Below are 26,547 nucleotides of genomic sequence, written 5' to 3' on the forward strand. Positions count from 1 at the left end.
GTCTCGTCCAGCATCACGTTCGCGGGCTTCAGGTCCCGGTGCACCGCGCCGGTGGCATGGCCGGCGCGCGGGCCGACGCCGGGCTCCCCGCCCAACTTCCGGCATCCGGAACATCGTTGCCCCGAATCCCCCCTCTTCGGGCATCCGGCGAATATCCAGCTTTCCTAGATCATCTCGTGAAACTTCATTACTCCTCGGGTGTGACGTGCAACACTCTGCACGCAAAGGCAGTGGCGGCACGGGGACGCCGAAATTTTTCTGGGGGACGAATGCTCGACGCACACGCACTGCAGACACTCGGATGGAGAGGCGGCGACGGGAACGCCTCGTATCTGGACAAGACACTTCGCCACGGGGGCATGGAAGTCTCGCTGGACGACCGTGTCACCGCCCGCGACATCGCGACGCTGTTCCTCTACGCGGTCGCGGCCTCGCTCCTGTCGTATCTGCCCTTCTTATTCCTCGGGCTGTTGGTGCTCATCGCCGGTGGCGGTGGGCTGGGCCTCGCACTGATGGGAATCGGCGCCGTCGTTTCGTTCGCGGTCTTCTGGGTGGTGTTCCTCTGCGCGAAGCTGCCGGAACCGATCTCGGAGTGGCGGGTACTGCTCGACGCCCGTACCGACCAGGCGGAGTCGGTGTACAGCAAGATCGCCGGAACGCTCGGGGCGCGTTCCATTCCGCTGGGCATCCGGCGCCGCCGTATCCGTACCGGCATCGGCACCGGCCAGGTCAGCAACCGGCTGGTGCTGAGCGACGGCGCCTATGTCGCCTATGTATCGGTCTTCGGATACGGCAGCAGCCTGTATCTCGGCTGGATGATGTGGCGTTCGCGCCGGGGCATCGCGCTCATCAAGCAGTACCTGTCCGATCTGCTGCTGGGCGTCACCGGGCGGGCGGACACCGAACTGCTGATGCTCCGCACCGAGCGGCCGCGGGCGATGCGCGAGGCCGTGCACGCCGCGTGCCGTGAGGGACTCGTGGTCGCCATCGACCAGACGCCGGTGCCGCTGTCGTACGGCTTCCCGCAGGGACTGCCGCCGGTGGAGAACGGCGGTGCCTGGAGCCGTGGCGCGGCGGGTCCCGACCTGCCCTCGGCCGCCTTCCCGTCGCAGGGGTATCCGCAGGGGTACCCCGACCAGGAGCAGGGCGCCGCAACGCGGGACCCGTCTCCCTCACACCGTCGTGAGACGCCCCCGCAGCCGTACCAGCCCCCGGCCGCGGACGGTCCGCAGCCGCTGTGAATATCCGCCCACCCGACGGTGTACTCACCAACACCGCCGCCGGGTACGGCAGTTCGGCATGGATCGGAGTGCGGGTGTACCCCGCTCCGGTCCATGCCGGGCCCCGTTCGGCGGCAGGCGCGGGACCGCAGGAATGGCAGCGGTCCCGCACGGCGCGCGAGGAGCAGGGCTGGCTGGCCGGGCAGTGGGCCGCCCCCGCGCTGCGTCGCTTCGAGGTCCGCTACGCCAACGACCCGCGCACCGGCCTGGTCACCTGCACCCTGCTCGGCGCGGTGCGCGCGGCGGACGAGGAGCGGGCGACCGCCGCCGCGCTCGCGCTGCGCGACAGCTTGCTGCGGGTGCCCGGCCACCTGCGCGCGGAACCGGTCGTCGATCCCGGTGAACTCGGCCACCGGCTCGCGCCGTTCGACATCGCCTCGGGCCAATCGGCCGAGATACGCAAGCGGTTGAGCCATGCCCGCCTCCCCGTCACCGAGATGCCGCACCGCCCGCTGGGCGTGGAGGTCCACCCGCTGCGGGCCGCGGACGTCTCGTGGGACCCGGTGTGGACGGCGCTGGCCGGACTGCCGTACCCCGCGATGGTGGGGGTGTGCCTGGGACCGTGCGAGCTCGGTGCCGACGTCCGGGAGTGGTTCCGCTTCCTGGCCAGGGAGTACGGGCGGGTCGCCGACGCCGCGCACCGCCGCGGGGTGCCCAACCCGTACGGGGTGCAGAGCGGCACCGATCCTTTCGCGGCCCGCGCGGCGCAGTCGTTCGGGGCCGCCGCCGAGCGGTACGCCCATCAGCCGTTCCGGTGGCGGATGACGGTCGCCGCGGCCGGGCCGCTGCCCGCCCCGCTGCTGGGTTACCTTGCGGACGCGGTCGGCGGCGTGGTGGTCCCGGTGCACCCCGCCGAGGCGCGGGACTCCGCGTACGCCGTCCGCACGCTGAACCATGTGTGGCTGGAGGCGAGCTACGGCGGCGGCCTTCCGGAAGGCGCGGTGCAGCCGCCGGAACGCGCTCTCAGCGAGGTGGTGGACGTGACGGAGGCCGCGGCGGCGTTCCGGCTGCCGTTCCCCTCGCAGGCCACCGCCGACGTGCTGGACCACGGCGGGCGGCGGGCGTCGCGCACCTCGGCGCTGGCGGTGGTGCTCACCGCGCTGGACCTGGAGTACCAGGCGGTCAGGGACCGGCTCGACGACCGCGAGGTCCTGCGGCACGAGAGCGGGCTGATCGTCGAGACGGGCACCCTGCCGGGCAGCCGGTGGCGGGTCGCGCTGGCCAGGATCGGCCCCGGCGCGCTGGGTGCGGCGGCCGTCACCCAGCTCGTCAGCGGCTGGCTGCGGCCGCAGGTGCTGTTCTTCGTCGGCGTCGCCGGGGCGCTGCGGCCCGACCTGGAAATCGGTGACGTGGTGGTGGCCACCAAGATCTACGCGTACACCGGCGGCCGGTCCACCGACGACGGCCTGCTCTCCCGGCCCGAGGCGTGGCAGGCGCCGTTCTGGCTCCAGCAGGAGGCCGGTCACCATCTGCGGGACGGTGGCTGGGCGGTGGCGGCGGCCGGCGCGGCGGCCGTACCGCGGGTGCCGCGGGTCCACTTCAAGCCGATCGCCACCGGCGACGTGGTCGTGGACTCCACCCGTTCCGCGCACGCCGTGCTGCTGCGCGAGCGTTTCGAGGACGCGGTGGCCGTGGAGATGGAGGCGTCCGGGGTGGCGCAGGCCGCGCACATGGTCGGCGATCTGCCCGTCCTGGTGATCCGCGGCATCAGCGACCACGCCGACGGCGACAAGCGGGCGGCCGACGCCGCCGGCGGGCAGCCGTACGCCGCCGCGCACGCCGCGGCCGCCGCACTGGCCGTCATCGCCGGACTCGATCCGCACGCCCCCCAGGTCCGCGCCCCCTGACCGGCCCTGCCGATGCCCCGCGGCCGCGCCCGCCGACCGGCATCACGCCGCGCGAGCGGTCCGAAGTCCGGTCGCCGGCGTCACGCCGCGCGAGTGCCACGGCCCCGGTCACCCGCCTCACCCCGCGTGGGTGGCTCGGCGTCCGGTCACCCGCTTCACGCCGCATGAGCGGCCCGGGGCCCGGCCACCGGCTTCACGCCGCATGAGCCCCGCGGGACCGGTCGGCGGCTCCGGCGCCCCCGTCCGGCGCACCGCGGGGGCGCTGGAGGTGCGGTGGGGGCCGGGGGCTGCGAGCCTTCGTTGCGGGGGGCGTACCAGGGACGGAGTCCGGCATGGCGCAACCGATGTGGTCGCACCCGCAACCCATGGGGCCGTTCGAGTGGCTGCCCGCGCTGGACGTGCCCGAGCCCGCCCGCCAGCGGCGGTGGACCGTGCTGTTGCGCTGGCTGCTGCTGATCCCGCAGTTCGTCGTGGTGGTCGTCCTCGGGATCTGCGCGTTCTTCGTGATGGTCGCGGGCTGGTTCTGCGCGCTGTTCACCGGCGCCCTGCCGGGTCCGATCGCGCGCTTCCTCGCCGGCTACCTGGGTTACGAGACCCGGGTGCACGCCGCCGCGATGCTGCTGGTCGACCACTACCCGCCGTTCGCGATGTGGCCGGGAGCCGCGTATCCGGTGCACGTCGAGGTGCGCCCGGGCCCGCTGAACCGGCTCGCCGTCTTCTTCCGGCTCATCCTGCTGATCCCGGCGGCCATCGTGCAGAGCCTGGTCATGTCCGGCTGGTACGCGCTCGCCGTGATCATCTGGATCATCACGCTGGTGCTCGGCCGGTTGCCGCGCCCGCTGTTCGAGGCGACCGCGGCGGCCCTGCGTTACAGCATGCGCTTCACCGCGTACGTCTTCATGCTCACCTCCGCGTACCCCAAGCGGCTCTTCGGCGACGAGCCGGAGAAGGAATTCGGGGCACAGGGGACCGCCCCGGGCACCGCGCCGGAAACCGCTCCGGGCACCGCACCCGGTGGGGAGCCCGGGGCGGTGCCGGAGGGTGCGTGGCCGGGCGCCGCGCCCCGGACTCCGCAGGACGCGGCGCACGGCGCGGTGCCCGGCACCGCGGCCGCCTCCTCGGCGACCCGCCCGCTGGTGATGAGCACCGCGGGTCAGGTGCTGGTGGCGGTGTTCCTGGTGGTCGGGCTGGCGAGCACGGTCATCAGCAACGCCGAGTCGGACTGGAACGACGACTCGGCGGGCCCGGCCGAAACCACCGTGGTGACCGTCAGCTGAACGGATCCAGCGTCACGTACGCCTGCCGCGGGTCGCCGTCGTGCACCAGCGACTCGTGGTGGCCGACGTCGTCGAAGGCGAAGGCGTAGGCGTTGCCGTCGGCCATCCGCGCGTGGATCGCCCGCGCGTACTGGTTGGTCACCGCGTCCTGGTAGAAACCGGCCGCGCTCGTGTCCGGCTGGCTGGGGTCGGTCAGCAGCGTGGAGCGGTTGTAACCGGCGCAGAGCGTACGGGAGATGGGGCCGCGTACGTCGTCGTTGGGGGCGTCCAGCAGCTTGTAGCAGCCGAACACGCTGTCGGCGTCGGGCTTCTGGAAGGACGTGACGACCGCGCCGGAGCTGTTGGTGAACGTCATCGTGTTGCCGGAGACCCGCCCGAAGTACTTGGTGGCGGGTTTGTCGGCGAACGGCGTCACCGTCAGCGTCGACGAAGCGTACTTCGCCCACACGCGGTTGATGTAGTCGTCCATCACGGTCCTCGGCAGTGCGCCGGTCTCGATGCCGTGGCCCGGCGACAGGGCGCGCAGCACGGTGCCGTCGGGGGCGGTCTGGACGAGCTTGGCCCAGCCACCCGGCTGTGCCTTGAGCGCCGTGAAGAACCCGTTGTAGCCACCGGACTTGAGGTGCCCGGTGCTCTGCGTGCTGCCGTCGGCGCGCTTGACCCCGACGGCGTACGGCGCCGAGAACATGTCGACCTGCGTGCTGTTGATCCACAGCCCCGAGCCGTTGAGCGTGTACTCCGACCAGTTGAAGAGGGTGTTCCTGTTCGGGTCGGACGGGTTCTGCACGGCGGGCTGTACGAGGCCGCCGGTGGCCAGCTTGAAGACCAGCTTCTTGCCGTAGGAGAAGTACAGCCGACCGGAGAACTGCGGCAGGCGCAGCGTGAGCGTCTTGCCGTCGGCCGGGCCCGCGATGGACGCGTCGGGCGCCGGGGTCGGCGGATTGCCGCCCGCGGGCCAGGGGTGGAAGGTGCCGTTGGCGTCCGCCCAGCCCTGCTGTCCGGTGGACAGCTGCGTGCCGAGGTCGTAGATGTAGACCTGGCCGGCCCGGCCGGAGTGGTTGGTGAAGGTCAGCGGAATCGTCGTCGGCACCGCGCCCGAGGCCGATGACGCGATGCCCGCGGCCGTCAGCCCCGCGCCCAGCAGGGTCGCGGCGGCCAGCGGGGCGAACAGTTTCCGTTTGGTGAGCACGCTCTTGACTCCTCATCAGTTGGGGCACCGGAAACAGGGCCGATCATGGGGAATCGGGCCCCCCGGTGGTTCTGAGAGCGCTCTCAGAATGGTTGCGGGAAGTGATCGTGTCAACTGCCGGGGCGGGCGGCCGCCCCGGAGAGGCACGCAACCTGGCAGGTGGTCAGGGGCGGGTCGCGGCGCGGAACTCGCCGGAGCCGCGGATGACGAAGCGGGTGAGGAGGACGACGGAGCGGGGGGCGGAGCGGTCGCCGCCGATGCGGGAGAAGAGGAGGTTGGCGGCGGTGCCGCCGAGGGCGACGGGGTCCTGGCTGACGACGGTGAGCGGGGGGCTGAGGCGTTCGGCGAGCGGGAGGTCGTCGAAGCCGACGATGGCGACGGGGGCGGGGTGGTCGAGGCCGTCGAGTACGCCCACGGTGATGAGGTCGTTGCTGGTGAAGAGGGCGGTGGGCGGGTCAGGGAGGTCGCGGAGCCCGGCGAGGGCGGCCCGCGCCTCGGAGTGCGAGCGCAGTTCGTGCCGGACCAGCGCGGGGTCCTCGGGTACGCCGTGGGCGGCGAGCGCGTCGAGGTAGCCGGTGTAGCGCTCCCGCTGGGTCCAGATGTCGTAGCGGTCGCCGAGGTAGGCGATACGGGTGTGGCCGTGGCCGAGCAGGTGGGCGACGGCGCGCTCGGCGCCCGCCCGGTTGTCGACGGTGACGGTGTCCACGGCCAGGCCCTTGGCGGGCCGGTCCACGCACACCACCTGGGTGCCGCCCTCCATGGGCTGCTTGAGGAAGCCGTGCCCGCCGATGGTCGGGACGATGATCAGGCCGTCGACCTGGCGGGCGGTGAACGCCGCGATGACCTCGCGCTCGCGGCGCGGCTCGTCGTTGGTGCTGCCGACGAGGACGACGTAGCCGCGGCGGTGCGCCTCGTCCTCGACGGAGCGGGCCATGAGCGCGTAGAAGGGGTTGGCCAGGTCGTCGACGACGAGGGCGATGGTGGAGGTGCCGAGGTTCTTCTGCCGGAGGTGGCGGGCGTTGTCGTTGCGCTGGTAGCCCAGCTTCCGCACCGCCTGCTCGACCCTGGCCGCGGTGCCGGGTGACACTCCCGCCTCACCCGACACCACACGCGAGACCGTCATGGGGCTGACTCCCGCGGCCCGGGCCACGTCCTTCATCGTCGGGCGCTTCACTGGCCTCCTCATCGATGTGCTCCCGGACCACCCGCCGCACGGCCGGTGTGCCGGTTGGCGCTCGGGCACCTCCCGATGCCCGTCGCGTCGATGATGGCAGGTGAACCCCACCCACCCGCACGCCCCCACCTCCTTCGCCGCCCGCCCCCTTCCGCCGTCCCACCAGCTGCCCCGCGGGGAACTAGCAGGAGGCCTTGTAGAAGAACTTGGAGACCGCCGGGTCGCCCATGTTGGCCTTGGTGATGGCGACCATGGTGGTGCCGATCTGCTGGGTGACCTGCTTCTTGTCGATGGCGGCGAGGGCCTGGTCGACGCCCTGGGTGCCGATGCTGCCGGGGTCCTGGGCGACGAGGACGTCGAGGGTGCCGTTCTTGAGGGCGGTGATCTCGTCGGGTTCGGCGTCGAAGGCGGCGACCTTGATCTTGCCCTCCTTGCCCGCCGCCTGGAGGCCGGTGGCGATGCCCTGGGCGGTGTTGGTGTTGCCCGCGAAGACACCGCCGAGGTCGGGGTGGGCGGCGAGGGTGGACTGGATCTGCGAGGCGGCGGTGGCCGGCAGGTCGTTGTCGTACAGCACCGGGAGCAGCTTGATCTGCGGGTGGTTGGACTGCATCTCCTCGGTGAAGCCCTTGATCCGCGCGTCGGTGGTGGAGACGCCCGGCTTCACGCTGATGACGATGGCCGACCCCTTGTCCCCCATGAGCTGGGCCAGCGTCTTGGCCGCCGTGCGTCCGCCCGCCTCGTTGTCGGAGGAGATCCGGGAGACGCCGACGGACTTGTCGGTGACCGAGGTGTCGACGAGTACGACCTTGGTGCCGCCGTTCTGCATCTGCTGCAGCGAGGGGGTGAGCGCGTCGGTGTCGACCGGGGAGATCAGCAGGCCGTCGGGGTGGGTGGCGGCGACCGAGTCGATGATCGGCCGCTGGACGGCGACGTCCCACTGCGCCGAACCGTTGACGGTGAGCTTGACCCCGCGCTTGCTCGCCTCCTGCTGCGCCGCGCAGGCCATCGTGATGTAGAAGGGGTCGCTCTTGACGCCGGTGATCAGGTCGAGGGACTTCTTGCCCGAGTTCGACGACCCGCCGCCGCACCCGGCGGTCGTGGCCACCAGGGCCAGGACGGCGCCGCACCCGGCGAGCATGGTGGTTCTTCTGTATTCGCGCATGGCGGACTTCCTTCTGTGAAGGCCGGAGTGAGGGTTGGCGGTGGTGCGTACGTGTGGGGGGAGCCGGAGCGGCGGGTCGGTCAGCCGCGGTCGCGGCCGCGCCTGCGGAACTGGTCGAGGTAGACGGCCGCGACGAGGACCACGCCGATGGCGACGTCCTGCCAGTACTGCTGGACGCCCATGATGATCAGACCGGTGGTGAGCACCGCGGGGATGAAGACCCCGATGACCGTGCCGAGTACGGTGCCCCGGCCGCCGAAGAGGCTGGCGCCGCCGAGCACGACGGCGGTGATCACCTTGAGGTTGTCGGTGGAGTGCCCGGCGATGGAGGTGGTGCCGAAGTAGGCCAGCCACATGACGCTGCCGAGGCCGGACAACAGGCCCACCAGGGCGTAGACCTTGATGAGATGGCGGTCGACGGCGATGCCGACCCGGCGGGCGCCCTCGGGGTTGGAGCCGATGGCGTACGTGTAGCGGCCGAAGCGGGTGAAGGCGAGCACCAGGCCGAAGACGACGGTGGTGGCGAAGGCGATGACCACCAGCCAGGGGATCTGGCCGAAGAGCTTGCCGAAGCCGATGCTGTGCTGGAGTTTGCCGGAGACGGCGCCCGACGGGTCCTGTCCACCGGTGATGATCTGGGCGATGCCCAGCGCCGCGCCGAAGCCGCCGAGGGTGACGATCAGCGGCGGGACCTTCGCCTTGGCGACCAGCCAGCCCTGGAGCGCGCCCCAGACCAGCCCGGTGGCAAGGGCGATGAGGGTGCTCACGGCGATGGTGCCCCAGCCGGACTTCGCACCGCCGTGGTGGATCGTGTACTCGCCGGACAGTACGGCGGCCAGCACCAGCACCGAGCCGACCGAGAGGTCGATACCGGCCACGATGATGACGTAGGTCATGCCGACACCGAGCACCAGGTAGATGGCCGCGTTGGTGGCGATCTGCGTGATGTCGTACTGGGTGAGGAAGGTGCCGGGTGAGTTGATGGTGAAGAAGGCGACGAGCAGCAGCAGTACGGCGAAGGTCCATGCCTCGTTGACCGCCGCCACGCGCTTGGCCCACTCCGGTACGGTGACCCGCCGCGGCCTGCCGTCGTCCGGGGCGGTGTCGGTGTCGGTGTTCGTGGTGCTCTTCGGGGACACGTCGGCCTTCACGCGGCGCCGTCCTTCCGTACGTTGTGCGCGGCGCGTTCGTCGTCGCCGCCGTCGCCCGGCCAGGTGTCACCCTCGGCGGCGGCGTCGTCGTCCGGCGCCCCGTCCCCCAACGCCCCGGTCATGGCGCCGACCAGCTCCTCGACGGAGGTGTCGGCGGCGGTGAAGCGTGCCACCCTGCGGCCCAGCCGCAGGACTTCGACGCGGTCCGCGACCGACAGCACCTCCGGCATGTTGTGGCTGATGAGGACGACGGATATGCCGCGGTCGCGCACCCGTTTGATGGTGTCGAGGACCCGCCCGCGCTGAACCACCCCGAGCGCGGCGGTGGGTTCGTCCATGAAGATGATCCGATTGGCGAACGCGACGGCGCGTGCCACCGCGACGGACTGCCGCTGGCCACCGGACAGCGAGGCGACGGGGACGCCCACATCCTGGAGGTCCACGCCGAGTTCGGCGAAGGCGGCCACCGCGGAGCGGCGCATCGCGGCCCGGTCGAGCACCCGCAACCGGCCGAGCAGTCCGCCCATGTACAGCTCGCGGCCCAGGTGGAGATTGGCGGCCGCGTCGAGGTCGGGGGCGAGTGCGAGGTCCTGGTAGACGGTCTCGATTCCGTGCCGTCGGGCATCCAGGGGACTGCTCATATGAACCGGCGTGCCGTCCACCAGGATCTGCCCGCCGTCGGGTCTCATGGTGCCCGAGAGGGTCTTGACCAGACTGCTCTTGCCCGCTCCGTTGTCGCCGATCAGGGCGACCACCTCGCCGGCGAAAGCAGTGAAGTCGGCGCCCTGGAGCGCCCGGACATGACCGAACCGCTTGGTCACCCGGCGCGCTTCCAGGAGTGGTTCTGCCATCCGGCTCCTCCAGGCATCTTGGTAACGTTCTCAGCGATTTTGGGATTGTGTGGCGACCTTGGAGGCATGTCAATACGTTGCGCAACCTCCGTCGAAGGCCGTATTGAATGCGCTGAACACCCGATGTCCTGGCCTGGTCGGCACTCTTGACAGCAAGTCAGGTACACCTCAAGAATGCGGTCCTACTGGTAACGTTCACATGCACTTCGAGCAGCCCCCGTGCCCTGAGGCCGCCCGTCGTACGCGACGCGCCGCCTCCGCGAGAAGGTGGTCCCTCCGTGCCCCCCACTAAGATCCGTTCCAGAACCGTCGGCGCGCTCAGCGCGCTGTTACTCGCCGCGTTCGGCGTCAACGGCCTCGCGGCAGGACCGGCGCGCGCCGCGACGCTGCCGCTGACGCAGTACGCCGATCCGTTCGTCGGCACCGACGACAGCTCGGCGCCCAACCCCGTGCCCGGCGGCGCGGGCGGCAGCACCTACCCGGGGGCCGTCGTGCCCTTCGGCGGTGTGCAGTTCAGCCCGGACACCCCGACGGCGTCGCCTTCCGGTTACCGGTACTCCGACACCTCGATCGAGGACTTCAGCCTCACCCACTTCGACGGCGCGGGCTGTGCCAACAACGAGGACCTGCCGCTGATGCCGATCACCGGCGCGGTGAGCAGCTCTCCCGGCACCAACTGGACCAGCTACGCCTCCGGATACACCAAGGCGAACGAGTCGGCCTCCCCCGGCTACTACAAGAACCGGCTCGACAAATACAGCACCAACGTCGAGTTGACCGCCACCACCCGTACCGGCATGGGGAAGCTGACCTACCCGTCGTCGACCTCGTCCCGGCTGCTGATCAACACCAGCCGCAGCGCCACCGGCAGCCGTAACGGCTCGGTGAACGTCAACGGCTCCGAGGTGACCGGCAGTGTCACGGCGGGCGGCTTCTGCGGCTCGGGGAAGACGTACCAGATCTACTTCGACATCAAGTTCGACCGCGCGCCGACCGGTTTCGGCACCTGGTCGGGCGGTACGGTCAGCGCCGGTTCGTCGAGCACCAGCGGCACCAACACCGGCGCCTATGTCACCTTCGACACCACCAGCTCCGCGACCGTGCAGTTCAAGGTCGGCGTGAGCTATGTGAGCGTGGCCAACGCCCAGGCGAACGTGAACACGGAGAACCCGTCCTGGGACTTCGGCGCGGTGCGGACCGCCGCCGACACCTCGTGGAACCAGATCCTCAACCGCGCCCAGGTCACCGGCGGTGCCACCGCCGACCTGCGGAAGTTCTACACCGCGCTCTACCACGTCTTCCAGAGCCCGAACATCTCCAGCGACGTCAACGGGGACTACCGCGGCTTCGACAACGCGGTGCACAACTCCTCGCGGCCGGTCTACCAGAACTACTCGGGCTGGGACATCTACCGCTCCTGGTCGGCGCTGGTCGCGCTGATCGCGCCGGTCGAGGCCAGTGACATCGCCAAGTCCATGGTCCTCGACGGCCAGCAGGGCGGCCTGCTGCCGAAGTGGTCACAGCAGACGAACGAGGACTTCGTGATGACCGGCGACCCCGGTCCGATCATCGTCAGCAGCATGTACGCCTTCGGCGCCCGGGACTTCGACACGGCGGCCGCGCTGTCGCTGATGGAGAAGGCGTCCAACGGCGGCACCGCCCAGGGCTCGCCCATCCGCGGCAACCAGAACACGTACACCTCGCTGCACTACCTGCCCGGGGCGCCCTCGGACTCGATGGAGTACTCCGCCTCCGACTTCGCGGTGGCGCAGTTCGCCAAGGCGCTGGGCAACACGAGCAGCTACACCACCCACATGACCCGCGCGCAGTGGTGGCGCAACACGTTCGGCACCGAGTCCGGCTACGCGCAGCCGCGCAACTCCGACGGAAGCTGGACCTGGCCGCTCGACCCGGCGAGCCAGAGCAACTTCACCGAGGGCAACGCGGCCCAGTACACCTGGATGGTGCCGTACGACTTCGCCGACCTGATCAACGACATGGGCGGCCGGCAGACCGCGGTCCAGCGGCTCGACCACCACTTCACCCAGGTCAACGCCGGGCAGAGCCTGCCGTACTACTACATCGGCAACGAGCCGGAGCACGGCGTGCCGTGGGCGTACAACTACGCGCGTGACCCCGCGGGCACCTCGGACGCCGTGCGCAAGGTCATGAACGAGTCGTTCACCACCGGCGCGGGCGGGCTGCCCGGCAACGACGACCTGGGGGCGACCTCGGCGTGGTACGTGTGGGCGGCGCTGGGGATGTACCCGGCGACGCCGGGCGCGGACACCCTGGCGATCCACGGTCCGCAGTTCCCGTCGGTGGTGCTGCAGCGGCCCGGCGGCGACATCACCATCAACTCCACCGGCAGCGGCACCTATGTGCAGAGCCTGAAGGTCGGCTCGGTCGCCACCAGCCACAACTACCTGCGGTACCCGGACCTGGCGGCGGGCGCCACGCTGGACTTCACCATGGGTACCAGCCCGAGCAGCTGGGGCACCGGCGCGTCCGACGTGCCGCCCTCCTTCCAGGACGGCGCGACCCCGGTTCCCACCGCTCCCGAGCTGGGCAGCAACCTCGCCCAGGGCAAGGCGGTGACGGCGAGCACGCCGTGCGCCACCGCGGAGTCCGGGGACAAGGCCGTGGACAACTCGCTCAAGAACAACAGCAAGTGGTGCTCGAAGGACACGAACCCGACGCTGACGGTCGACCTGGGCTCGACGCAGACGGTGGGGTCCTTCGTGGTCAAGCACGCCGGCCTCGGCGGTGAGAACACCGCCTGGAACACCGCCGCCTTCCAGATCCAGACCAGCACCGACAACAGCACCTGGTCGACGGCCTCCTCGGTCACCGGCAACAGGTCCAGCCGCACCTACAGCACCATCACCCCGCGGCAGGCCCGCTATGTCCGGCTGGCCGTCTCGGCGCCCACCAACTCCGGCGGCGACACCGCTTCCCGCATCTACGAACTGGAGGTCTACGGCCAGTCGACGGGCGCGAGCCCGCACGCCATCACGGGCCTGGCGGGCAAGTGCGTCGACATCGCGAACTCCGGCACCGCCAACGGCACCCATGTGCAGCTCTACGACTGCAACGGCACCGGCGCCCAGCAGTGGACGGTCGGCGGTGACGGTACGGTCCAGGCGCTAGGCAAGTGCCTGGACGACGCCAACAGCGGTACCGCGGACGGCAGCCTGGTGCAGCTCTACGACTGCAACGGCACCAACGCCCAGAAGTGGAGCGTCAGCGGCAAGCAGCTGATCAACGCGGCCGCGAACAAGTGCCTGGACGTCCCGGGCTCGAACACCGCCAACGGCACCCAGCTCGACATCTGGACCTGCAACGGCGGCGCCAACCAGCAGTGGTCGGTCAGCTGACCTGACGACTGCCTCCGGGAGCCCGGACGGCCGGTCAGCCGACCGTCTGGGCCTTGCCGAGGGCGATGACCCCGGCCGCGGACACCGTGTACAGCTCACGGTCGCGGTCGGGGTTCACGCCTATGGTGGCGCCGGGCGGCACGTCCACGTTCTTGTCGAGGACGGCGCCGCGCACGATGGCCCCGCGGCCCACCCGTACGTTGTCGTGCAGCACCGAGCCCTGGACGACGGCGCCCGCGTCCACCACGACTCCGGGCGAGAGTACCGAGCGGGTCACCTGGCCGCGGATCACGCAGCCGGGGCTCACCACGGACTCCCCCACGATGCCGCCCGCCGCGATCTTCGCCGGCGGGAGCTGGCCGGGGTGGGTGTAGATCGGCCACTGCCGGTTGTGCAGGCTGAAGGCGGGCTGGTCCGAGATGAGGTCCATGTGGGCGTCGTAGTACGCGTCGAGGGTGCCGACGTCCCGCCAGTAGCCGTGGTCGCGGGCGGTCTCGCCCGGCACGTGGTTGGTGTCGAAGTCGTAGATCTGCGCGACGCCCTCGGCGGTGAGCCGGGGCAGGATGCTGCCGCCCATGTCGTGCAGTGACTGGGAGTCCTCGGCGTCCGCCTGCAGGGCGTCGAGCAGCGTCTTGGTGGTGAACAGGTAGTTGCCCATGGACGCGAAGACCCTGCCCGGGTCGCCCGGCAGCCCCGGCGGGTCGGTGGGCTTCTCCAGGAAGCGCTCCACGCTCAGCCCGTCGGCGCCCGGGGTGATGATCCCGAAACCGGCGGCGTCGGCGCGCGGCACCTTGATCCCCGCCACGGTCACACCCGCGCCGCCCTCGATGTGCTGGGCGAGCATCTGCCGCGGGTCCATCCGGTAGACGTGGTCGGCGCCGAACACCGCGATGTAGTCGGGCTGCTCGTCGTAGACCAGGTTGAGCGACTGCAGGATCGCGTCGGCGCTGCCGAGGAACCAGCGCGGGCCGAGCCGCTGCTGCGCGGGGACGGGCGTCACGTAGTTGCCGAGCAGGCTGGACATCCGCCAGGTCGTGGTGACGTGCCGGTCCAGCGAGTGCGACTTGTACTGGGTCAGCACGCAGACCCGCAGGATGCCGCCGTTGACGAGATTGGACAGCACGAAGTCCACCAGGCGGTACGTGCCGCCGAAAGTCACCGCTGGTTTGGCCCGGTCGGCGGTCAGCGGCATCAGCCGCTTTCCCGCACCGCCGGCCAGCACTATGCCCAGCACCGAAGGTCCACCGCGCATCCGGGCTCCCCCTTTGGGTCGTGTCCGCCTACCGACCGGCCGCGAGGACGGTCGTGTACAGCTCGGCCGTGCGGCGCGCGACCGTGTCCCAGCCGAACTCGCGGACGGCCAGGTCGCGGCCCGCCGCGCCCATCCGTGCCGCCTCGCCCCGGTCGCCGATCAGCCGGTTCAGCGCCTCGGCCAGGCCCGCTTCGAACGCCTCGGGATCCTGGTCGCGGTACGGCACCAGCAGCCCGGTCGTCCCGTCCTGGACCACCTCCGGGATGCCGCCGACCGCGGAGGCGACCACAGCGGTGCCGCAGGCCATCGCCTCCAGGTTGACGATGCCCAGCGGCTCGTACACCGAGGGGCAGGCGAAGACGGCGGCGTGGGTGAGGAGTTGGACCACGGCCGGACGCGGCAGCATCGCGGGGATCCAGTGCACACCGTCGCGTACCGCGCTCAGCTCGTCGAAGAGCGCGCGGAACTCGCGGTCCAGGGCCGGGGTGTCGGGGGCCCCGGCGCACAGCACGAGCTGCGCCGCCGGGTCGAGGGCGCGGGCGGCCCGCAGCAGGTGCGGCACGCCCTTCTGCCGGGTGATGCGGCCGACGAAGAGCACATAGGGGCGTTCGGGGTCGACGCCTATCCGGCTGAGCACGTCGGTGCGGGCGTCGGGCCGGTAGGTGGCGGTGTCGATGCCGTTGCGGATCACGTGCACCCGCTCGGGGTCGAGCGCCGGGTAGCAGGACAGGATGTCGCCGCGCATCCCGTCGGAGACGGCCACCACCGCGTCGGCGGACTCCATCGCGGTGCGCTCGGCCCAGCTGGACAGGGCGTACCCGCCGCCGAGCTGTTCGGCCTTCCAGGGGCGCAGTGGCTCCAGCGAGTGCGCGGTCAGCACGTGCGGCACACCGTGCAGCAGCTTGCTGAGGTGGCCGGCCAGGTTGGCGTACCAGGTGTGGGAGTGCACCAGGTCGCGGCCCTGGACGGCGGCGGTCATCGCGAGGTCGATCGACAGGGTGCGCAGCGCGTCGTTGGCGCCGTCCAGGGAAGGCGCGGGGCGGTGCCGCTTGACGCCGCTGTCCGGCCGGTCGGCCCGGTCGGGGCCGTCGGCCCAGCAGTGCACCTCGACGTCCATCAGGGCGCGCAGCTCACGGGCGAGGAACTCCACATGGACCCCCGCGCCGCCGTAGACGTCCGGCGGATACTCCCGGGTCAGCAGCCCCACCTTCACCGAGCTCTCCCGCCCGTCGACGTTCACGTGCCCCTTGCCTTCCCCGGATCGGCGGCCCCTAGTCCGCCTTCCTCGATCAGTCCGTGACGAGGTCGAACTCCTCCCAGCCGCCGATGGCGTCGCGGTCGGCGATCAGCGCGGCGGCGCCCGCGTTCTCCGCCGTGACGTACCGGCCGTTGACCCCGGCGCGCAGGGAGACGGTGCCGTCGGAGTTGTGGACGAGCGTGAAGGTCTCCCAGGCACCGACGCCGGTGCGGTTGGCGATCAGGGCGGCGGCGCCGGCGTTCTCGGCGGTGACGATCTTCCCGTTGGCGTGGGCGCGCAGCGCGATGGTGCCGCCGCCCGCGTCGAGCAGGTCGAACTGCTCCCAGGCGCCGATGGCGGTGCGGTTGGCGATCAGCGGGTCGGCGCCGGCGCTCTCCGCGGTGACGTATTTGCCGTTGGCACGGGAGCGCAGGCTGACGACGGTGCCGGTGCCGCCGCTTCCGGAGACGACGGGCTGGGTGGGGCGGGTGGCGGTCAGGGCGAGCTGGCCCTTGAGCATCCGGCCGCCGTCGCCGGTGAGCCGCAGGTAGTAGTCGGAGGAGCAGGCGGTGCCGTCCTCGTCGAGCGCCAGGAAGCCGGAGTCGGTGGGGACCGATGCCTGGGTCTCGGCGGTCTTGGCGATCTGGTTGCCCTCGTTGTACTCGTCGAACATCGAGATGTAGATGCCCTGGGCGCCCGCTCTGACCATGTTGTAGAACTGCCGCCACATGAAGTCGCCGTGAGCGCGCTGCCGCGCCGAGACGTCACCGGGCAGCACGCACGGCTGGTAGTCGACGCCATGGGCGTTGCAGTCGGCCTGGTCGCCGAGGGTGATGTTCTGGTAGACGGAGTCGGAGTCGCCGACGTTGCCGATCGCGCCGACCATCCAGGGCGAAAGCATGTTGAAGGCGTGGTAGACGTCCGTGAAGCCGGTACGGGTGCCGGAGCCGCCGACGCGCCACTCGCGGGGCACCCCGCCGATCACGTAACACCCCTGGCCCTTGAACCAGTTGATGACGTCCAGGCACGCCGCCGGGTCGAAGGGGTGGTTGTTGTCGTTGAAGCCGAAGCCCCAGATGCACACCACCGGCTTGCCGTTCTGCACGGCGTACGCGGACGAGGCGGTGTGCGCCTTCATCTTGTTCGTCCAGTCCGCCTTGATCTCGGACTGCATCGTCGACCAGCCGGAGACGTCGTACATGACGTAGAACTTCCGGCCGTGCGCCTCGGCGGCGCCGCGCACCTTGACCGCCATCGCGTCCCGGGTCGGGCCTTCGCCGCCGGTGGGGTTGAACCGCTGGAGCGCGGCGGTGTCGATGCCGTACTGCTGCATCCACTGGAAGTGGACGTCGACGGTCTGCTGGTCGTACGACGAGAAGAGCGCCGCGGGCTGGCCGTTGCCGAGCTTCGCGTACGCGGTCGGATAGCTCTTGGTGTACTCGCGCATGTCGGGCCAGCACTTGATGCCGGTGTTGGACGGGGACGGCGGCCGGCTCGCGTCGGGGCTCCAGTGCCACCAGTCGTCGATCGGCGCGCCGTCGCCCTTGCAGGCGAACCAGCCCTGGTAGCCGACCGTGACCTTGCCGACCACGTCACCCGGCGCGCTCGCCGCGGCGGCTTTCGCGGACGCGGTGTTCGTGGCGGCGGTGGCGATTCTGGCCGCTCCGAGCCCCGCGAGGGCGGCGGCGGCCCCTCCACCGGCGGCGGCGCTGAGGAGTTTTCGGCGGGACAGTCCCATGGGTGACTCCGTCTTCACGGTTCAACAGATGAACCCAGTTACCCCGCGACGGGACGCGCGCATGGCGGCCGGAAAGGTTTACGGTCCGCCGGTGAGATCCGCTGCGTCTGCGCTGGTGTGCGGTGGGGGGAGGTGCGCGCGGTCCATCACACGCACCACGCTGAGCACTTCTGAGCGGGTGGACTTGCGTACGCCGCGATTCAACTGCTGAATCAAACATTGCGTCAAGTCTCTGGCCCGGATAGGGGTTTCCTCCGGGATTCACCGTATTCACCCCGGTACTGCGGGCGTTGACCTGGCGCAATGGACTTCAAAGGTCGGAGGTGACACTTCGGAGCTTGGCGAAAACAATTGCGCCCGGACCGAGGTCCGGGCGCAGGATACGTGGCGGGAGGGTGTTACCGGGCGGAGAGCGCCACCACCGGGATGACCCGGGTGGTCTTGGCCTCGTACTCGGCGAAGCCCGGGTAGAGCTCCGCCTGCTTCGCGTACTTCTCGTCGCGCTCGGCGCCCTTCAGCTCCTCCGCGCGCACCGCGATGGTGTCGTCGCCGACCTCGATCTCGACATCGGGGTGGGCCACCAGGTTGTGGTACCAGGCGGGGTTCTCGGGGGCGCCGCCCTTGGAGGCGAACACGAGGTACCGGTCACCGTCCCGCAGGTACATCATCGGGCTGACGCGCTCGGCGCCGGTGCGGGCGCCCCGGCTGTGCAGGAGCAGCAGCGGCGCGCCCTCGAAGTTGCCTCCGACCTTGCCGTGGTTGGCCCGGAACTCGGCCACGATCGCCGCGTTGAAGTCATTGAACTCAGACATTGACGCTCCTCACATCCGTTAACGACACAGCGTTAACATCCTCTCTCCCCCGGCCCATTCCCGTACCGCGAACCGCCGTGCGGCGCATGGACTGACCTGCGGTGATGCCCTCCGGGTACCAGTGGCGGCGCAAAGGGTCTTGGACGGCGGCGCACCCGCCGGACGACAGTCGAGGCACAGGCAGGCCCGGCGTCGCCGGGCATCCGCGCACGGCAGGAAAGAGCACCCACCATGAAGGTCTTCGTCACCGGCGGCTCCGGCTACCTCGGCCGCCCCACCCTCCGCGCCCTGGTCGGCCACGGCATCGAGGTGACCGCGCTGGTCCGCAGCGAGGCTTCCGCCGAGGCCGTCACCGCGCTCGGCGCCGTCCCCGTACGCGGCGAGCTGACCGACACCGATGTGCTGCGGGAGGCCGCCCGCGGCGCGCAGGGCGTCATCCACCTCGGCCAGCACGACGGCCCGGACACCGCCGCCGTGGACCGCGCCGCCGCCGACGCGCTGCAGGACGGCGCGGGCGTCCACCCGTATGTGCACACCGGCGGGGTGTGGGTGTACGGCGACACGCAGGGCGTCGCCGACGAGGAGTCGCCGCTGGCCCCGCCGCGGCTGACCGCGTGGCGGCCGGAGAACGAGAAGCGGGTGCTGGCCCGCGCCGCCACCGGCGAGCGGCCCGTCGTCGTCATGCCCGGCATGGTCTACGGCCGTTCCGGCGGGCTGATCGAGCACTTCTACGCGGCCCCGGGCCGCGCCGAGGGCGCCGTGCCGTGCGTGGGGGACGGCGCCAACCACTGGGCGCTGGTCCATGTGGACGACATCGCCGAGCTGTACGTGCTCGCTCTCAACGCCGCCGCGGGCTCGGTCTACCTCGGGGTGAGCGAGGAGCACCCGACGGCCGCGCAGGCGGCCGAGGCGCTCAGCCGTGGCATCGGCCGGCCGGGCGCGGTGCGCCGGCTCGACGCGGCGGAGGCGGAGGACCGGATGGGGCCGCTCGCCGAGGCGTTCACGCTCGACCAGCGGCTGACCTCGGCCCGCGCCCGCCGTGAACTGGGCTGGAATCCCGCCCACCGCGACGCGCTGGCCGAATTCGCGCGGTCGTGACCCGCGGGGGCTCCTCCCCCGGGCCGGACGGGACATCTCCCGCAAACGCCGTAATAGGCTGGGAGGTTCCGGAGCGAGAAGGAGATGCCGGTGGATGTCGATCTGCGGAAGCTGCGGTATTTCGTGGCAGTGGCCGAGCATCTGCATTTCGGCCGGGCCGCCGAGGAGCTCCATATCGCCCAGCCCGTACTCTCCCGGCAGATCAGGGCGCTGGAGGGCGAACTGAAGGTGTCCCTCCTCGTCCGTGACCGGCGCAGCACCGCGCTCACCCCGGCCGGCGAGCAGGTGCTCGCCGACGCGCGCCCGCTGCTGGCCGCGGCGGAGGCGATGCGCCGCCGGGCGGCGCGGGCGGCGCGCGGCACCGATGTGTTCACGGTCGGCTTCATGCCGGGGCTGATCGTCACCGGGCCGGTGCGGGAGCTGGCGCGGCGCCACCCGGGGCTGGACATCGAGGTGCTCAGAACCGGCTGGGACGACCAGGTCGACGTGCTGCACGACGGCCGGGCCGACGTGGGGTACGTCCGGCTGCCGGTCGACGAGCGTGGGCTGACCGTACGGCCGCTGCTGTCGGAGCCGCGGGTGGTGGTGCTGCCCGTCACCCACCGGCTGGCCGGGAAGGACGGCGTGGACCTGGCCGACCTGGCCGGTGAGCGGCTGCTGCAGGACCCGGCCGCGGTGCCCGAGTGGCCGGTGCGGGCACCCGGTCAGGGGCAGCGGTCCCTCCCGGCGCTCCGCACGGTGGAGGAGAAGCTGCACCATGTGGCGGCCGGGCACGGCGTGGTCGTGCTGCCGCTGTCGACGGCGACCTTCTACGCCTGCCGTGACGTCACACATCTCCCGGTGCGCGGGCTCGGGCCGAACCAGGTGTGCCTGGCGTGGCCCGCGGACCGCGACAGCGCGCTGATCGAGGAGTTCGCGGCGATCGCGCTGCGGAACGGCTGACCGGGCGGGGCGGCCTGGCCCTGCGCGGGTCCGAGAGCATACGGCCGCGCCCCGCGTGGGCAATACGGCCGATCCGCCGGGGTGGGACGGGGCGGACGACCAGGCTGGAGGAGGCGGCTGCCACCAGCCCGACCCGGCCACCCGCAGGAGACGAACGTGATGACCAACACCCCTTGTGCCGCTCCCGTCGCGCTGTGTTCAGGAGAGCGGTTGGCACTGGCGCTGGCGAGGGAAGAGATGATGCGGGACTATCACCGTTGGGAGACCGATCCGGCGACGGTCGTCGGGTTCGGTGCCCGCTGGCCGGTGTCCTGGGAGGTCTTCCAGGCCCGGTTCCGCAGCAGCCACACCGCCAGCCACTACCAACTCTTCGAAGTGATCACCGCGGAGAGCGCGATCCCGGTGGGGACCGCCGCCCTGAGCGTGGATCAGTCGGTGAACAGCGCGGAGTACACCCTCGTCATCGCCCCGGAGCACCGTGGCCGGGGCTACGCCACCGAAGCGACCTCACTCACCCTCGAATGGGCTTTCACCATCGCGTCACTGAACACGGTGTGGTTGGAGGTGCTCGCCCCCCACACCGCCGCGGTGCACGCCTACCTCAAGGCCGGATTCCGTGATGCCGGGCGGTTGCGCAGCGCCGCCCTGTGGCACGGCAGGCGCGTGGACAAACTCCTGCTGGACTGCGTCCCCGGCGACCTGCCAGAGAAGAAGAGGTGATGACCATGTCCTGCTCCGACGTGAACTGCCGCAAGGGCGGCTGCGGCACCGAGCCCGGTCGTCCGGCCGACGGACCGGCGGGCGGCCGGGCCCCGGCCCGCTCCTGACCGCCCGGCCCGCGCGCTAGGCCAGCGTGTCCAGGGAGACCTGCCACAGGTGCGCGGCGGCTTCCGGGTCGAGGGCGTACGGCGCGACGCCGGTCCTGGTGCCGGGCCGGTTCTCGGCGGCCTCGGCGCAGTCCTCCAGATAGCGGCCGCCGACGCCCTCGAACAGCGGTGAGGTCGCCGCGAGCACGGAGGTCGCCGCGCCCTGCTCCGGCGTCTTCCACTTGGTGGGGCCCGCCTTGACGCGGGCCCGCATCTCCTCCAGCTCCGCCTCGTCGAGGTGGCGCTGGAGGTTGGTGCGGATCGCGCCGGGCATCAGGGCGTTGACGGTGATCCCGTCGCTCGCCCAGCGCTTGGTGGCCTCGACGGCGAACAGCACGTTGGCGGTCTTGGACTGCCCGTACGCGGTCCACGGGTCGTAGGGGCGCTCGTGGTAGTGGATGTCGTCGAAGACGACGGGCGAGTTCAGGTGCGCGCTGGAGCTGACCGAGACCACGCGGGCGCCGTCCGCCAGGGCCAGCGCCGGGTGCAGTCCGGTGGTCAGCGCGAAGTGGCCGAGGTGGTTGGTGGCGAACTGCATCTCCCAGCCCTGCGTGGTGCGCATCTCGGGCGAGGCCATCATCCCGGCGTTGTTGACCAGGATGTGCAGCGGGCCGTCCCAGGCGGCCGTGAAGGCCGCGACCGAGTCCAGGTCGGCGAGGTCGAGCGAGGCGACCCGCACCCGGTCGCTGCCGGTGGTGGCGGTGATGTCCCTGGCCGTCCGCTCGCCCGCGGCGGTGTCGCGTACGGCGAGGGTGACCTCGGCGCCGGCCCCGGCCAGCGCGCGGGCGGTCTCGATCCCGATACCGGAGGCGCCACCGGTCACGACGGCGCGACGGCCGGTCAGATCGATGCCCTCGACGACCTGCGCCGCGGTGGATTCCCAGGTGAAAGGCGTGGTGATACGCGTCGGAGAAGTCATGACGGGGTGTGTCTCCTCAAGTGTGCGGAAGGGGAGGCGCGGCCGGTACGATGAAACCGGAGGAGCCTCCGCTACTCCGACGATAAACGGAGGAGACTCCGCTTGCAAGCCGACCCTCCGTCGGCGCACCCCTACCGATTCCCGAGGAGCGACCGTGCCGGGCACCACCCCCCGTCCGCTGCGCGCCGACGCGCAGCGCAACCGCGACCGACTGCTGGCAGCGGCGGTGCGCGCGTTCTCGAACGAGGGGCCCGAGGTGACGCTGGACGCGATCGCGAAGGACGCGGGTGTCGGCATCGGGACCCTCTACCGCCACTTCCCCACCCGCGAGGCGCTGGTCGACGCGGCGTACCGCAACGAACTGGCCAGGCTCTGCGAGGCGGCCCCCCGGCTGCTCGCCGAGGCTCCCCCGGACCGCGCGGCGCGCGCCTGGATGGATCTCTTCGTCGACTACATGGCGGCCAAGCGCGGGATGGCCGACGCCCTGCGCGCGGTCGTCGCCTCCGGCGGCAACCCGTTCGCGCACAGCCGCGACCAGCTCGTCGCCGCGATCGCCCTGCTGCTGCGGGCGGGCGCCGAGGCGGGCGTGCTGCGCGAGGACGTCGAGCCCGGTGACGCGCTCACCGCACTGGTCGGGGTGTCACTGGCCGCGGGCGAGCCCGAGCGCCGCGAGCAGGCGGGCCGGCTGCTCGACCTGTTGATGGACGGTATGCGCTTCCGCCCGTCCTGACCTGCCCGTACGGTGTGTCCGACAAGCCGCCGCCCCGGCGGGGAACGCACCGGAGGACCCACCCGATGGCCCTGTTCGACCTGCCACTGGACCAGCTCCGCGCGTACCGCAGCGCCTCGAAGGAGCCCGCGGACTTCGACCGGTTCTGGTCGGACACCCTCGCCGAGGCCCGCCGCCACGACCTGGACGCCCGCTTCGAGCGGGTCGACACCGGCCTCACCGCGGTCGAGACGTACGACGTCACCTTCTCCGGCTTCGGCGGCCACCGGGTGAAGGGCTGGTTCGTCCTGCCCGCGGACACCGACCGACCCCTGCCGGTGCTGGTCGAGTTCATCGGCTACGGCGGCGGCCGCGGCCTGGCGCACACCCATCTGCTGTGGGCGGCGGCCGGTTTCGCGCACTTCGTGATGGACACCCGTGGCCAGGGCAGCGGTTGGGCGGCCGGTCACACCGAGGACCCGGTCGGCAGCGGCCCCGCCTACCCCGGCTTCCTCACCCGGGGCATCACCGACCCGGAGGACTTCTACTACCGCCGGGTGTTCACCGACGCCGTCCGCGCGGTGGAGGCGGCCCGCTCCCACCCGCTGGCCGACGCCGCCAGGACCGCCGCCACGGGCATCAGCCAGGGCGGCGGCATCACCCTCGCCGTCGGCGGGCTGGTCCCCGACCTGGTGGCCCTGGCGCCGGACGTCCCCTTCCTGTGCGACTTCCCGCGCGCCGCCACCGTCACCGACGAGAACCCGTACCGCGAGATCGGCAACTACCTGGCCACCCACCGCGACCGGCGCGAGCGGGTCTTCGACACGCTGTCCTACTTCGACGGTGTGCACTTCGCCGCCCGCGGCACGGCGCCCGCGCTGTTCTCCACCGCGTTGGAGGATGAGATATGCCCGCCTTCGACCGTTTTCGCGGCTTTCAACGCCTATCCGGTCGAGGACAAGCAGATGGAGGTCTACGACTTCAACGGGCACGAGGGCGGCGGGCCGTTTCAGCAGGTCAGGCAGTTGCGCTGGCTCCCGCAACGGCTCGCCTGACGGCCTTGGGCACCGGCCGGGACGGCGGCGCGGACATGTTCCGAAAGAAATGTGGAATGGGTCGGCGCAGAGCGGGCAAGCGAGCTACGGACAGTCCGACGAGTGCGAGGCGATGACGTGACGACGATGGCGCAGCAGTCGACGAAGAGCCCGGATGACACGGCGACGAGTGAACAGGCGCTCCGATCGGACACTGGCTCGATCGGCGGTCTTCCCCTGATCGACGACGCGATGAGCGTGGCGCCCAAGGACGCCCGGGCGCTGTCGAAGCTGTTCTTCGACCGCCTCCAGGTCCTGGAGGAGGGCACGCCCGAATACCAGTACGCGCGCAACACGCTGATCGAGATGAACCTCTCGCTGGTGCACTTCGCCGCGGGCCGCTACCGCAACCGGCCGGCCACCGACCACGAGGAGATCCTCCAGGTCGGGACGATAGGTCTGATCAAGGCGATCGACCGGTTCGACCTCTCCCGCGAGAACGAGTTCACCACCTTCGCGATCCCCTACATCGTGGGCGAGATGAAGCGGTTCTTCCGTGACACCTCCTGGGCGGTGCACGTGCCGCGCAGGCTGCAGGAGCTGCGGGTGGAGCTGAGCAAGGCCAAGGAGCACCTGGCGCTGCTGCTCGACCGCGACCCGACGGTCGCCGAACTGGCCGCGGAGCTGAAGCTGACGGAGGAAGAGGTGATCGAGGGCCTGGTCGCCGCCAACGGCTACACCGCCGGTTCGCTCGACACCCCGTACAACGACGCCGACAGCGGCGCCGACGGTGAGGGCCGCACCCTGGCCGACACCTTCGGCAGCTGCGACCCCGCGCTCGACCTGGTCGAGGACTTCAACAGCCTCGCCCCGCTGATCCAGAAGCTCCCCGAGCGGGACCGCAGAATCCTCCAGATGCGCTTCGGCGACGAGCTGACGCAGGCGCAGATCGGTGAGGAGCTGGGCTACTCGCAGATGCACGTCTCGCGGTTGCTCAGCCGGACCATCGCCAAGCTGCGGGCCGGACTGCTCACCCAGAAGTGACATCGGGCGGCGCCGCCGCCGTGCCGACAAGGCCGTGGCCCGGAACTCGCGTTCCGGGCCACGGCTTTTGTGCGGATACGGCGGCCGTGCGTCAGGCCGCGCTCACCGAGGTGGCCTCCTCCTCCACCGTGGACAGGGGAGCCGCGATGTCCTCTAGGCCGCGCCGCTCCGCGCGCACCGCGAGGAACGCCGCCACCAGGCCCGCAGCGCACATCAGCGACGCGCCGATCTCGAAGGCGAGCACGGTGTCCCCGACCACGCCGGACTTGGTGAGGTCGGCGAAGACCAGCGGGCCGCTGATACCGCCCGCGGCGGTGCCGATCGCGTAGAAGAAGGCGATGGCCATCGCCCGGGTCTCCATCGGGAAGATCTCCGAGACGGTCAGATAGGCGCTGCTGGCACCGGCGGAGGCGAAGAACAGCACCACGCACCAGCAGGCGGTCATCGTGGTCGCGTTCAGCGAGCCGCGGTCGAAGAGCCAGGCGGTGCCGAACAGCAGGATGCCGGAGAGCAGATACGTCGAGGAGATCATGACCCGGCGGCCGAGCGTGTCGAAGAGCGGGCCGAGCAGCAGCGGGCCCAGGAAGTTGCCCGCCGCGATGACGGCGAAGTAGTAGCCGGTGTTGCCGGTCGGCACGTCGAAGAACGTGGTGAGGATCGAGCCGAAGCCGAAGGTGATCGCGTTGTAGAGGAACGCCTGGCCGATGAAGAGCGAGAGGCTCAGCACCGCGCGCCGGGGGTACTTGCGGAAGACGGTCCTGGCGATGAGGCCGAAGCCGACGCTCGCGCGCTGGTGGATGGTGATCTTCGCCTTGGCGGGCGGCAGACGGGCGCCCTTCTCCTCCTCGATCTCCTTCTCCACCGAGCTGACCAACCCCTCGGCCTCGTCGCCCTGGCCGTGGATGAACTGCCAGCGGGGGCTCTCCGGCACATGGCGGCGGACCAGCAGGATCACCAGGCCCAGCACGACGCCGAGGGCGAAGGTGAGCCGCCAGCCGACGTTCTTCGGGAAGATGTCCGTGTTGAGCATGACGATCGACAGCAGGGAGCCGCCGATCGCGCCCAGCCAGTAGCTGCCGTTGATGATCAGGTCGACCCGGCCGCGGAACCTGGACGGGATCAGCTCGTCGATGGCGGAGTTGATGGCGGCGTACTCCCCGCCGATGCCGAAGCCGGTGAGGAACCGGAAGGTGAAGAACCACCAGGGGGCGAAGGACAGCGCGGTCATCGCGGTCGCCGTCAGGTACATCGCCAGCGTCACCATGAACAGCTTCTTGCGGCCGTAGCGGTCGGTGAGCCAGCCGAAGAAGAGCGCTCCCGCGCACGCGCCCGCCACGTACAGCGCGGCGGCGATACCGGTGATCTGCGCGGAGGTGACCGACAGTCCGCTGCCGTCCTCCGACAGCCGCCCGGCGATGTTGCCGACGGTGGTCACCTCGAGGCCGTCCAGGATCCAGACGGTGCCGAGTCCCACCACGATCATCCAGTGCCAGCGCGACCACGGCAGCCGGTCGAGCCGGGCGGGAACGTCCGTGGTGAGCGTGCCGCCGGATGACGGTTGCGGCGTGTCCGGTGGTGGGGTGGCCAT

21 protein-coding genes are annotated in these 26,547 nt (G+C 71.0%); 10 read left to right on the plus strand and 11 right to left on the minus strand.

Annotation, left to right across the window (positions count from 1 at the left end; all coding sequences use genetic code 11):
- Nucleotides 1-359: 359 nt before the first annotated feature.
- The 3 genes from AB0M29_RS39015 (at nt 360) to AB0M29_RS39025 (ending at nt 4,404) form a co-directional block, all read left to right on the plus strand.
- Nucleotides 360-1,241 (plus strand): hypothetical protein, encoded by an 882-nt coding sequence (locus tag AB0M29_RS39015; protein ID WP_365391555.1) that lies wholly within the window; start codon nt 360-362, stop codon nt 1,239-1,241.
- Entirely contained in the window at nt 1,238-3,127 is a 1,890-nt protein-coding gene (locus tag AB0M29_RS39020) for a 5'-methylthioadenosine/S-adenosylhomocysteine nucleosidase (RefSeq protein WP_365391556.1), read from the plus strand. The genes AB0M29_RS39015 and AB0M29_RS39020 overlap by 4 nt, the downstream gene beginning before the upstream one ends.
- A 332-nt stretch (nt 3,128-3,459) precedes the next feature.
- Nucleotides 3,460-4,404: a DUF4389 domain-containing protein gene (locus AB0M29_RS39025; RefSeq protein ID WP_365391557.1), complete on the plus strand. Its 945-nt coding sequence runs from the start codon at nt 3,460-3,462 to the stop codon at nt 4,402-4,404.
- Here the strand turns inward: AB0M29_RS39025 and AB0M29_RS39030 are convergent.
- The 5 genes from AB0M29_RS39030 to AB0M29_RS39050 all read right to left on the minus strand — a co-directional run bounded on the left by AB0M29_RS39030 (nt 4,397) and on the right by AB0M29_RS39050 (nt 9,931).
- A complete protein-coding gene (locus tag AB0M29_RS39030; protein ID WP_365391558.1) occupies nt 4,397-5,593 on the minus strand; it encodes a glycoside hydrolase family 64 protein in 1,197 nt (398 codons plus the stop codon). The two genes, AB0M29_RS39025 and AB0M29_RS39030, sit on opposite strands and share 8 nt — an antisense overlap.
- Nucleotides 5,594-5,756: 163 nt before the next feature.
- On the minus strand, nt 5,757-6,779 hold the full coding sequence (locus AB0M29_RS39035) for a LacI family DNA-binding transcriptional regulator (protein WP_365391559.1): 1,023 nt from the start codon (nt 6,777-6,779) through the stop codon (nt 5,757-5,759).
- Between the two features lie 169 nt (nt 6,780-6,948).
- The gene (locus AB0M29_RS39040) at nt 6,949-7,929 is read right to left on the minus strand and encodes an ABC transporter substrate-binding protein (protein WP_365391560.1); all 981 of its coding nucleotides are present in this window, start codon (nt 7,927-7,929) and stop codon (nt 6,949-6,951) included.
- Between the two features lie 80 nt (nt 7,930-8,009).
- Entirely contained in the window at nt 8,010-9,080 is a 1,071-nt protein-coding gene (locus tag AB0M29_RS39045) for an ABC transporter permease (RefSeq protein ID WP_365391561.1), read from the minus strand.
- Nucleotides 9,077-9,931 carry an ATP-binding cassette domain-containing protein gene (locus AB0M29_RS39050; protein WP_365391562.1) on the minus strand — a complete coding sequence of 285 codons (855 nt, stop codon included), beginning with the start codon at nt 9,929-9,931 and terminating at the stop codon, nt 9,077-9,079. Before AB0M29_RS39050 ends, AB0M29_RS39045 begins: the two co-directional genes overlap by 4 nt.
- A 278-nt stretch (nt 9,932-10,209) precedes the next feature.
- On the opposite strand from AB0M29_RS39050, the gene AB0M29_RS39055 reads away from it, so the two are divergent.
- Complete coding sequence (locus tag AB0M29_RS39055; RefSeq protein WP_365391563.1) at nt 10,210-13,308, plus strand: GH92 family glycosyl hydrolase; 3,099 nt, start codon at nt 10,210-10,212, stop codon at nt 13,306-13,308.
- 34 nt (nt 13,309-13,342) lie between these two features.
- On the opposite strand, the gene AB0M29_RS39060 is transcribed toward AB0M29_RS39055, so the two are convergent.
- The 4 genes from AB0M29_RS39060 to AB0M29_RS39075 all read right to left on the minus strand — a co-directional run bounded on the left by AB0M29_RS39060 (nt 13,343) and on the right by AB0M29_RS39075 (nt 18,347).
- A complete protein-coding gene (locus AB0M29_RS39060; RefSeq protein ID WP_365391564.1) occupies nt 13,343-14,560 on the minus strand; it encodes a glucose-1-phosphate adenylyltransferase in 1,218 nt (405 codons plus the stop codon).
- A 28-nt stretch (nt 14,561-14,588) separates the two neighbouring features.
- A complete protein-coding gene (gene glgA, locus AB0M29_RS39065; protein ID WP_365391584.1) occupies nt 14,589-15,773 on the minus strand; it encodes a glycogen synthase in 1,185 nt (394 codons plus the stop codon).
- 76 nt (nt 15,774-15,849) lie between these two features.
- On the minus strand, nt 15,850-17,535 hold the full coding sequence (locus AB0M29_RS39070; protein WP_365391565.1) for a xylosidase: 1,686 nt from the start codon (nt 17,533-17,535) through the stop codon (nt 15,850-15,852).
- A gap of 398 nt (nt 17,536-17,933) precedes the next feature.
- Complete coding sequence (locus AB0M29_RS39075; protein ID WP_365391566.1) at nt 17,934-18,347, minus strand: nitroreductase family deazaflavin-dependent oxidoreductase; 414 nt, start codon at nt 18,345-18,347, stop codon at nt 17,934-17,936.
- A gap of 231 nt (nt 18,348-18,578) precedes the next feature.
- Between AB0M29_RS39075 and AB0M29_RS39080 the strand changes: the two genes are divergently transcribed.
- The 3 genes from AB0M29_RS39080 to AB0M29_RS39090 all read left to right on the plus strand — a co-directional run bounded on the left by AB0M29_RS39080 (nt 18,579) and on the right by AB0M29_RS39090 (nt 21,107).
- Nucleotides 18,579-19,445 carry an NAD-dependent epimerase/dehydratase family protein gene (locus AB0M29_RS39080; RefSeq protein ID WP_365391567.1) on the plus strand — a complete coding sequence of 289 codons (867 nt, stop codon included), beginning with the start codon at nt 18,579-18,581 and terminating at the stop codon, nt 19,443-19,445.
- A gap of 90 nt (nt 19,446-19,535) precedes the next feature.
- Entirely contained in the window at nt 19,536-20,387 is an 852-nt protein-coding gene (locus AB0M29_RS39085; protein ID WP_365391568.1) for a LysR substrate-binding domain-containing protein, read from the plus strand.
- Nucleotides 20,388-20,546: 159 nt separating this feature from the next.
- The gene (locus AB0M29_RS39090; RefSeq protein ID WP_365391569.1) at nt 20,547-21,107 is read left to right on the plus strand and encodes a GNAT family protein; all 561 of its coding nucleotides are present in this window, start codon (nt 20,547-20,549) and stop codon (nt 21,105-21,107) included.
- A 123-nt stretch (nt 21,108-21,230) separates the two neighbouring features.
- On the opposite strand, the gene AB0M29_RS39095 is transcribed toward AB0M29_RS39090, so the two are convergent.
- Nucleotides 21,231-22,172 (minus strand): SDR family NAD(P)-dependent oxidoreductase, encoded by a 942-nt coding sequence (locus AB0M29_RS39095; protein WP_365391570.1) that lies wholly within the window; start codon nt 22,170-22,172, stop codon nt 21,231-21,233.
- Nucleotides 22,173-22,326: 154 nt separating this feature from the next.
- Here AB0M29_RS39095 and AB0M29_RS39100 point away from each other — a divergent pair, with 154 nt between their 5' ends.
- The 3 genes from AB0M29_RS39100 to AB0M29_RS39110 all read left to right on the plus strand — a co-directional run bounded on the left by AB0M29_RS39100 (nt 22,327) and on the right by AB0M29_RS39110 (nt 24,959).
- Nucleotides 22,327-22,902, plus strand: a complete 576-nt coding sequence (locus AB0M29_RS39100) for a TetR/AcrR family transcriptional regulator (RefSeq protein WP_365391571.1) — start codon at nt 22,327-22,329, stop codon at nt 22,900-22,902.
- 65 nt (nt 22,903-22,967) lie between these two features.
- Entirely contained in the window at nt 22,968-23,936 is a 969-nt protein-coding gene (locus AB0M29_RS39105) for an acetylxylan esterase (protein ID WP_365391572.1), read from the plus strand.
- A gap of 231 nt (nt 23,937-24,167) precedes the next feature.
- Nucleotides 24,168-24,959, plus strand: a complete 792-nt coding sequence (locus AB0M29_RS39110; RefSeq protein ID WP_365391585.1) for an RNA polymerase sigma factor SigF — start codon at nt 24,168-24,170, stop codon at nt 24,957-24,959.
- Between the two features lie 91 nt (nt 24,960-25,050).
- On the opposite strand, the gene AB0M29_RS39115 is transcribed toward AB0M29_RS39110, so the two are convergent.
- Complete coding sequence (locus AB0M29_RS39115) at nt 25,051-26,547, minus strand: MFS transporter (protein WP_365391573.1); 1,497 nt, start codon at nt 26,545-26,547, stop codon at nt 25,051-25,053.

It is taken from the genome of Streptomyces sp. NPDC051976, assembly GCF_040680795.1.
Classification (GTDB): Bacteria; Actinomycetota; Actinomycetes; order Streptomycetales; family Streptomycetaceae; genus Actinacidiphila.